The 7,981-nt window shown below is 62.5% G+C and carries 7 protein-coding genes and 1 pseudogene; 2 read left to right on the forward strand and 6 right to left on the reverse strand.

Going from position 1 to position 7,981, the window contains the following annotated elements; all coding sequences use genetic code 11:
* Positions 1–369: IS4 family transposase (locus GEU01_RS24870; RefSeq protein WP_269719726.1), on the forward strand; the 369-nt coding region annotated here is incomplete at its 5' end.
* Here GEU01_RS24870 and GEU01_RS18160 read toward each other — a convergent pair.
* The 6 genes and pseudogenes from GEU01_RS18160 to GEU01_RS23255 all read right to left on the reverse strand — a co-directional run.
* On the reverse strand, positions 344–1,471 hold the full coding sequence (locus GEU01_RS18160) for a TrbI/VirB10 family protein (protein WP_019087218.1): 1,128 nt from the start codon (positions 1,469–1,471) through the stop codon (positions 344–346). The genes GEU01_RS24870 and GEU01_RS18160 overlap by 26 nt on opposite strands.
* Positions 1,468–2,469 carry a P-type conjugative transfer protein TrbG gene (gene trbG, locus GEU01_RS18165; protein WP_019087219.1) on the reverse strand — a complete coding sequence of 334 codons (1,002 nt, stop codon included), beginning with the start codon at positions 2,467–2,469 and terminating at the stop codon, positions 1,468–1,470. The genes GEU01_RS18160 and trbG overlap by 4 nt, the downstream gene beginning before the upstream one ends.
* Complete coding sequence (gene trbF, locus GEU01_RS18170; RefSeq protein ID WP_019087220.1) at positions 2,466–3,149, reverse strand: conjugal transfer protein TrbF; 684 nt, start codon at positions 3,147–3,149, stop codon at positions 2,466–2,468. The genes trbG and trbF overlap by 4 nt, the downstream gene beginning before the upstream one ends.
* A gap of 5 nt (positions 3,150–3,154) precedes the next feature.
* The gene (gene trbL, locus GEU01_RS18175; protein WP_026018861.1) at positions 3,155–4,582 is read right to left on the reverse strand and encodes a P-type conjugative transfer protein TrbL; all 1,428 of its coding nucleotides are present in this window, start codon (positions 4,580–4,582) and stop codon (positions 3,155–3,157) included.
* Positions 4,583–4,587: 5 nt separating this feature from the next.
* Positions 4,588–5,370, reverse strand: coding sequence for a P-type conjugative transfer protein TrbJ (gene trbJ, locus GEU01_RS18180; RefSeq protein ID WP_019087222.1), 783 nt, complete (start codon positions 5,368–5,370; stop codon positions 4,588–4,590).
* A pseudogene (locus GEU01_RS23255) lies at positions 5,367–7,064 on the reverse strand (TraG/VirB4 family ATPase); the annotation flags it as partial. The pseudogene GEU01_RS23255 and the gene trbJ, both read right to left, overlap by 4 nt.
* 77 nt (positions 7,065–7,141) lie before the next feature.
* Between GEU01_RS23255 and GEU01_RS18190 the strand changes: the two are divergent.
* Positions 7,142–7,981 (forward strand): IS110 family RNA-guided transposase (locus GEU01_RS18190; protein WP_019086757.1); only part of this gene is annotated, 840 nt, incomplete at its 3' end.

Below are 7,981 nucleotides of genomic sequence, written 5' to 3' on the forward strand. Positions count from 1 at the left end.
AAGCTTGAAGAGCTCCGCCTAACGACCGCAGGCCGGCTCGCAAACTGTATCGCCTTATGCTGCGTGGTGGCCTGGCGTATCTCATGGATAACAATGCTCAGGCGTGAATTACCAGGGACGTCGCCTTCTACCGTTTTTACAGATGTGGAACGCCAAATACTCGAACAGTTCACACCCATACGCAAACTCAGCACTTCACCAGACCTGGATTTTTACATCCGGGCAGTCGCCAGACTGGGTGGTTACCTTGATCGCGCTTCCGATGCTCCGCCCGGAACAACTGTTATCTGGAGAGGAATGTCTCGCCTGGCAGATATCGTTACAGGTGCTCTCTCCTATCAAATTACAGAAGAAAAAATTTATGGGTAACTGCAAGGTCGATCAGACGGTTACCAACCATGGAAAACCCGTTGCTGGCGCCGCTGCGGATCGCCTGCATGAGGTTGTTCTCGTTCCATGACGTCCCCGCCTCAGAGCCCACGCTGAGCAAGGAGGTGACCAGGGCTGCGCGGAATAGCTGGCCCCAGTGATTGTTCACCTCGTCGGACAGGCCGGACTGGCCGATGGCGTCGCCACCGGGCAGCTTTTCCAGCACGAGGCTTTCGCCGTTCGGGTAAATCAACCGGGTCCAGATGATCTGGGTGCGCTGCTGCCCGAAGGAGACACTGCTGTTATAGGCCCCGAACAGGGTGCTGCCCTGCGGGATCAGAAGATAGCGCCCGGTCGGACTATCATAAACATTCTGGGTGACGTGACCGACAATCTGGCCCGGCAGATCGGAGCTGATCTTGGTGTTGAGCGCGCCCGCAATCACGGTTCCGGCCTGGAGCATATAGGGAGACGCTGGCGGCATGATGCGGGCGGGGCTAGTGGTCGCACGGTCCGGCTGGTTTGCCAGAAAGGCGCGATTGCCGGCCTGTCCGTCCGCCGAAGGGGCCGTCGCCCCCTGGGAAGCTGCCGCGCCCGGCGCGGCCTGTGCCGGGACCGGCACCGCTTGCGCGCTCTGCCCCTCCCGCATCTCGACCTGCGCGAAAAGTCGGCTGGTGCGCGCCGCCTCGATTTCCTGGTCACCACGACGATTTCCCATGCCGGAAACTGGCCCCGCACGTCCCTGCCGCTGCGCGTTGAGGATCGGCCTGCCCAGATCGCCGGGCAGAGGCTGCCCGAGCTTCGGTATATTGGTATAGTCACTGGGCAAAGCCGACAGTCCGTCGGCCGAGGCACGCGCGTCGATATCCTGTGCCGCCTGAACCGGTCCTTTTGGCGTGTTGCTTTGCAACGCGTAGCCCAGCGCGAGACCGATAGCGAGCATCCCAACCGCCCCCAGGGTCCAGATGACGGGGCGCGACAGCTTTACGACCGGCGGACGCTGCGCGCGCAGCCGTAGATCTGGGGACGGCCTCGCTCCCGTTGCGCTCCCGTTGCCAGTAGCACCCCCGTCCTCATCCCGGCGTTCTTCCGCGCCGCTCATGACTTCCTGCCATCGGTGCGGACGATACGCACCCGCTGCTCGGAGTGCTTATCCCCCAGCCGCAACTCGGCGGCAGCGAACAGACGGTCCACGATCATCCAGTTCTGCCGCACCAGGTAATTGACCAGTTCAGGGCCGCCATCGGCCCCCAGCACGAACAGAGGCGGCAGTTCCCCCTGCCCTATGCCGGCTGGAAAGGCGATATAAACCTTATGGCCGTCATCGAACGCCCGGCCGGGCAGCCAGGGCGGCGTGCCCCCTTTCACTGGCTGAATGACATAGCGGAAATTCAGGGCATTCAGATCCAGCCCTACATCCACCGGTGCCGCTTCGTCGGCGTCACTATCCTGCCGGTGCAGGGCAATGAGATCATCCTCGGGATAATCCCACGATACCGACGCCATATAGGTCGCGGGCGTGGAGCGCAGTTCCGCCAGATAGGTCCGCCGGTCGGTATTGACGATCAGGTTGGTGGTCAGATCCGGCCGCGTCGGCTTGACCAGAATATGGATACGTTTTGTCGCCCCGGCGCCGCTTTCTGTATCACCGATAATCCAGCGCACCGTATCACCGGCCGCGACAGGCCCGGTGCCGATCAGCTTCTCCCCCTGCTGGAGCATGATGTCGGTGATTTCGCCAGGCGACGCATAGACCTGATAGAGCGCACCGGCAGAATAGGGATAGACCTGCACCGCGTTGATGAACCCCGCACGCGTGGGCTGGATGCGTGCGGCCAGATTGGCTTGCGTCACACGCGCGGTCGGGTCGGCGACTTCCGGGACCAGATGGGTCGTGCGTCGTGAAGGCAGCGGCTTGAGCTGCCCCGGTAGCGGGAGCGGCTGCGGCACCTCCACCACCTGCACGGGCTTCGGCGGGTCGGGAATTCTCGTTGCGCGCGCGGCGTCATCGTAGCGGATGACCGGCGGATGATAATTCTGCGCGCAACCAGCAAGCGAGAGCAGCGCCACAGGAAGGGCCGCGAAAATGAAGCGTGTCATTGTCCGAGTTCCTTCGACCAGTTAATGGCGGAGACGTAGATGCCCAGAGGGTTTTTCCTGAGATGATCGGCATCGCGTGGCGTGCGCAGAACGACCGAGACGATGGCGGTCCAGCGTTCGGTGCCGGTGAACGCGCCGTCGCGGTAATGGTGTTCGGTCCAGGCCACACGGAAGCTGCTGGGCGAAGCCCGGATCACCGAGGCGATGTCCACCTCGACCTGCTCATGCCCGATGCGCGAGAACGGATCGTTGAGGCGGGCATAGTCGTTGAGCGCCTGCGCGCCCGACGTGGTGGTGAAATCATAGGACCGCAGCCAGTTCTGCCGGACCACCACGGGGTCCGACGACAGGGCGCGTACGTCGTGGACGAACTGCGCCAGATACCAGGCGATCTGCGGATCGGCGGGCATATAGCCCGCAGTCGCGGGGGCCACGACCTGCGCCTGACCCAGATGATCCACCTGCACCACCCACGGCATGATGGTGCCGCGCGCGGACTGCCAGACCAGCCCAACCCCGAGACCGGCGGACAGGACCAGGGAGCCAAAGGCCATCAACCGCCAGTTGCGGGCCTGCAAGCGGGCAGACCCGATCCGTTCATCCCACGCCTGCGCTGCCTTTTGATACGGTGTCACGGGCTCGGGCGTGGTCCCGTAGCATGTGGTCGAGCGACGGAACATCGTCCTCATTCCTTTTCCGACAGATCGATGGAGGAAGATCCGCCCCCGCCATCGGCGGAGCGGATGACATGGGCGGCTTCAGCCGCATGAGCTGCGGCGTTGCGGCGCTTCATTTTCTGAGCCCAGCGGGGCGGTTCGCCGGAACCGCCACCATCGCCACCAGACGGCCCCTCACCGGTAGGGCCGCCACCCGTGGGGCCACCCCCTTCTCCAGCAGGACCACCGCCACCAGAAGGTGCCGGTCCGCTATCTCCGCCTTCGCCGCCCTCTCCACCGCCCATCCCGCGCGCGGCCCAGCGTCCACCGGCGGCGTAGCTTTCCCTGAGTGAGGAGCCTGCACGCGAGGCCGCCCCTTTGACGGCATTCGCGACATTCCCGCCGACAGCCCGGCCCATGCCGCCGATCCCGGCGGCCATGCTGCCCGCTCCGCCGGATACGCCTGCGGCTCCAGCCGAATAGGCGGAGGTAGCCGCCCCGGCGATCGCGGCCCCGCCCCGCGCGGCAGCAGCGGTCGCACCAAGGGCGGCGGCACCACCGGAAGCGACAGCCCCGACACCGGCCGCAGCAGCAGCGCCCATGGCGCCGACGGCCATGCCGGAACCGACGGCTGCACCAGCCCCAAGCTGGGGCGCACCGGAGATCAGGCCATTGGCGATGCTGCCGCCATAAATGGCGAGCCCGACGATCGCGAGCGACGCCAGCACCACCGAGACGGCCTGGCCGATGGTCGGCACATCGCTGCCATAGGAGATCGTAAACTGCCCGAAGAGCACCGAGGCTATGGCGCTGATCACCGCCAGCACCATGATCTTCACGCCCGAGGAGACGACGTTGCCCAGCACCTTTTCGGCCAGAAAGGCGGTGCGGTTGAACAGGGCAAAGGGAATCAGGATGAAACCCGCCAGCGTGGTCAGCTTGAACTCGATCAACGCCACGAAAAGCTGCACGGCGAGAATGAAGAACGCCGCCAGCACAATCAGCCAGGACAGGCAGAGCACGAAGATCTGGATGAAATTCGTAAAGAAGGCGACTGGGCCAAGCAGTTTATGGACAGAGTCCAGAAGCGGCTGAGCTGCGTCGAAACCGGTCGAGGCCAGTCGGCCGGGCCGCAGGAAATCACCAAGCGCCAGACTGCCACCACCAACTTTCAGGCCGAGGGCCGCAAAACTGTCGAAGACGATCTTCGAGAGCGCATCGAAATCGTTGATGAGCCAGGCGAAGAACCCGATATAGAGCGTCTTCTTCACCAGACGCTGGATGATGTCCTCATCCGCCGCCCACGCCCAGAACAAACCGGCCAGCGCGATGTCCAGCACCGACAGCGTACCTGCCAGCGAGATCACATTCCCCTTCACCAGACCGAACCCCGTATCGATGGTGGTGGTGAAGGTGTTCAGAAAGGTATCGATAACGCCCACGTCATTGGTCGCCATGGCCATCAGTTCCCACTACTGCCGAACATGGACACCGAAGTCGGGCTGTAGGCGTTATATTGGGAAAAATGCTGATACTGCGCTGCACTTTCCGCCTCGACTGCAGCCTGCCGCGCCCGCTCCAGATCGGCGGCCCTGCCGTTGGCGGACAGCACCGCGACCACGTCGGAAAGCTGGCGGGATTGCAAGGCGAGAAGCTGGTTTCCGGCCTGTGCGGCCTGTAAAGCCCCGGCCGAACTCTGGCTCGCCGAGACAAGCTGGGTCATGGCGCTGCTGTCGGAAGGAATATTCCCCACCACCCGAGCCTGAAGCTTCAGGGCATCCTCAAACCCGCCGACAGAATTCTGCCAGCGTGTCTGTGCCTGGCTGAACAGGGCGCTGTCCGACATGGAGGAGGAGATCGACGTATAGGCCTGCTGGTATTTCTGCTCGACCGAGGTCACCGAATAAGCGATGTTCTGCGCCTGCCCGAGCAGTGCCGTGGTCTGGGAAATTGTCGATTGCAGTGTCGACAATGTCGACAACGGCAGCAGGGCGAGGTTCTTCGCCTGGTTGACCAGCATCTGCGCCTGATTGGCGAGCGACGTGATCTGGTTGTCGATCTGCTGCAATTCCCGCGCCGCGATCAGCACGGTCTGAACATGCGCAGCCCCATCGTAGACCGCCCACTGCGCGTGGGCGGGTTGCACCGAGCTGACGTCGGCACCAACAGCCAGGGCCATGACGGATGCCGACAGGTTTGCACGACGGAAAAGTTTTGCCCGGATGCGGAAAAATTTTTCCATCATGGCACGTTCCCTTCCCGCAGAAGGTCCGCAGCCCACGCTATGCCACGCGCCTCAAACCAGGCCGGGAGAAATCCGGGACGGCCATGTTCCGCCAGCACTGCATCGATCTGCCGGTGATCGTCCTTGCCGGAGGCCGCGCACAGCGCCAGGGCAACAGGACCGAGCCCAAGTTCAAACAGCCGGTTTCCTCGTTGGGTCTGGCAGTAATAGTCCCGCTTCGAGGCCGCGCGGGCGATAATGGCGATCTGCCGGTCGTTGAGGCCGAAGTCCCGATAGAGCGCCGCGATCTGCGGCTCGATCGCCCGCTCATTGGGCAGGAATATCCGTGTGGGACAGCTTTCCACCACCGCCGGGGCAATGCGGGAATTGGCGATGTCGGACAGCGACTGAGTGGCAAAGATGACGCTGGCATTCTTCTTGCGCAGCGTTTTCAGCCACTCGCGCAACTGGCCAGCGAAATCCCCGTCATCCAGGACCAGCCAGCCCTCATCAATGACCAGCAGGGTCGGCCTCCCGTCCAGCCGGCCCTCAATGCGATGGAACAGATACGAGAGAACCGATGACGCCGCGCCGGACCCGATCAGCCCTTCGGTCTCGAACACCACCACATCGGCATCCCCGATACGTTCGGCGTCAGCGTCCAGCAGACGGCCATAAGGACCGCCAAGACAGTAGGGCGCCAGCGCCTGCTTCAGCGCGTTGGACTGAAGCAATGCGACCAGTCCCGACAGAGTGCGTTCCTGTTGGGGTGAGGACGCGAGGGAATTCAGCGCCGACCAGAGGTGAGACTTCACCTCGGGAGTAAGCGTTACCCCTTCGCCAACAAGGATCTGCCCCAGCCACTCACTGGCCCATTTGCGTTCATCGGGATCATCAATTTGCGCCAGGGGCTGGAGTGATACGCCACTACCCTGTTCTCCCGCTGAACCATCCTCAGTCAGTCCGCCGCCGAGATCGTGCCAGTCACCGCCCATCGCCAGCGTCGCGGCCCGCATCGAACCGCCAAAATCGAAGGCGAAAATCTGCGATCCCGCATAGCGCCGGAACTGGAGCGCCATCAGCGCCAGCAGCACGGATTTGCCCGCTCCTGTTGGCCCCGCGATCAGCGTGTGACCAACATCCCCGACATGCAGGGAAAACCGGAATGGTGTCGCCCCCGCCGTCCTGCCATAGAACAGCGGCGGAGCGTTGAAATGACCGTCCCGCTCCGGACCGGCCCATACGGCGGACAGCGGAATCATGTGGGCCAGATTCAGGGTCGAGACGGGTGGCTGCCGCACATTGGCATAGACATGGCCGGGCAAAGAACCAAGCCAGGCTTCTACCGCATTCAGGCTTTCCGCCATGCAGGTGAAGTCGCGGCCCTGAATGATCTTTTCCACCAGACGCAGCTTCTCGGTTGCGATACTGGCGCTGCCGTCCCAGACCGTCACGGTCGCGGTAAGATACGCCTGTCCGACGTCGTCGGCGCCCAGCGACTGAAGCGCGAGATCGGCATCGGCCGCCTTGTTGGCGGCATCATTATCGACCAGAACGGATGCCTCGTTGGTCATGACCTCGCGCACGATGGCGGCAATACTCTTGCGCTTTGCGAACCACTGGCGGCGGATCTTCGTCAGAACCTTGGTGGCGTCGGTCTTGTCGAGCAGGATGGCGCGGGTGGACCAGCGATAGGGCATGGCCAACCGGTTCAAGATGGGGTGGACGGCCTCCATGCGGCATCAATGTGCCATGCTGGGGTCGGAATGACCATTCAGAGGAGACCGCCCGGATGAAAATTACCATGATCGGCCTGGATATCGCCAAGTCCGTTTTTCAGGCGCACGGCACAGATGCAAATGGAAAATGTCTTCTCAAGCGAAAGCTCGGGCGCAGTGAGGTTGCCTCATTCTTCGGGAAACTCGAGCGGTGTCAGGTCGTGCTCGAAGCTTGCGGCACATCGCATCATTGGGCGCGCGTCATCCGCGATGCGGGTCATGACGTGAAACTTATTCCGCCGGACATGGTCAAGCCGTTCGTCAAACGTGGCAAGAAAAACGACGCTGTTGACGCCGCAGCCATTTGTCTTGCGGCACTCCATCCCGACACGCGCTTCGTCCCGATCAAAAACGAAGAACAGCAAAGCCTGCTCTCGTTACACTCAACGCGCACACTATTGGTCAAACAGCAGACGATGCTGGTCAATGCGTTGCGCGCGCTTGCAGCGGAATTCGGCTTGATCGTGCCGTTGGGAAACAGTCGCCTGCCCGATCTTCTGGCGAAAATCGAGACATCACCCGATTTGCCCGACGTCATGAAGCAGACCGTCATTTTGCTCTTCGAACAATACGGAAAGTTGAGTGAAAGCATCGGATGCCTGGAAAGGCGAATCCAGGCGCACGCCAGGCAGGACGAAGATGCCCGTCGTCTTTTGACAATACCCGGCATCGGCCCGATGACCGCGTCCTTGATCGTGGCATCTGTCACGGATATCGACACTTTCGAAAGTGCGCGGCACTTCGCGGCCTGGCTTGGACTTGTGCCGCGGCAGCACTCGTCCGGCGGAAAGGTCCGGCTGGGCAGGATTACGAAAACGGGCAACCGGGAAATAAGGAAGCTGCTCGTTCTGGGG

The sequence above is a fragment of the Komagataeibacter europaeus LMG 18890 genome (genome assembly GCF_000285295.1).
Lineage (GTDB): Bacteria > Pseudomonadota > Alphaproteobacteria > Acetobacterales > Acetobacteraceae > Komagataeibacter > Komagataeibacter europaeus.

Excerpts from the sequence above, each read along its gene's own strand:
- GEU01_RS18160 (WP_019087218.1), bottom strand. The coding sequence starts at position 1,471 with ATGAGCGGCGCGGAAGAACGCCGGGATGAGGACGGGGGTGCTACTGGC.
- trbG (WP_019087219.1), bottom strand. The coding sequence starts at position 2,469 with ATGACACGCTTCATTTTCGCGGCCCTTCCTGTGGCGCTGCTCTCGCTT.
- trbF (WP_019087220.1), bottom strand. The coding sequence starts at position 3,149 with ATGTTCCGTCGCTCGACCACATGCTACGGGACCACGCCCGAGCCCGTG.
- trbL (WP_026018861.1), bottom strand. The coding sequence starts at position 4,582 with ATGGCGACCAATGACGTGGGCGTTATCGATACCTTTCTGAACACCTTC.
- trbJ (WP_019087222.1), bottom strand. The coding sequence starts at position 5,370 with ATGATGGAAAAATTTTTCCGCATCCGGGCAAAACTTTTCCGTCGTGCA.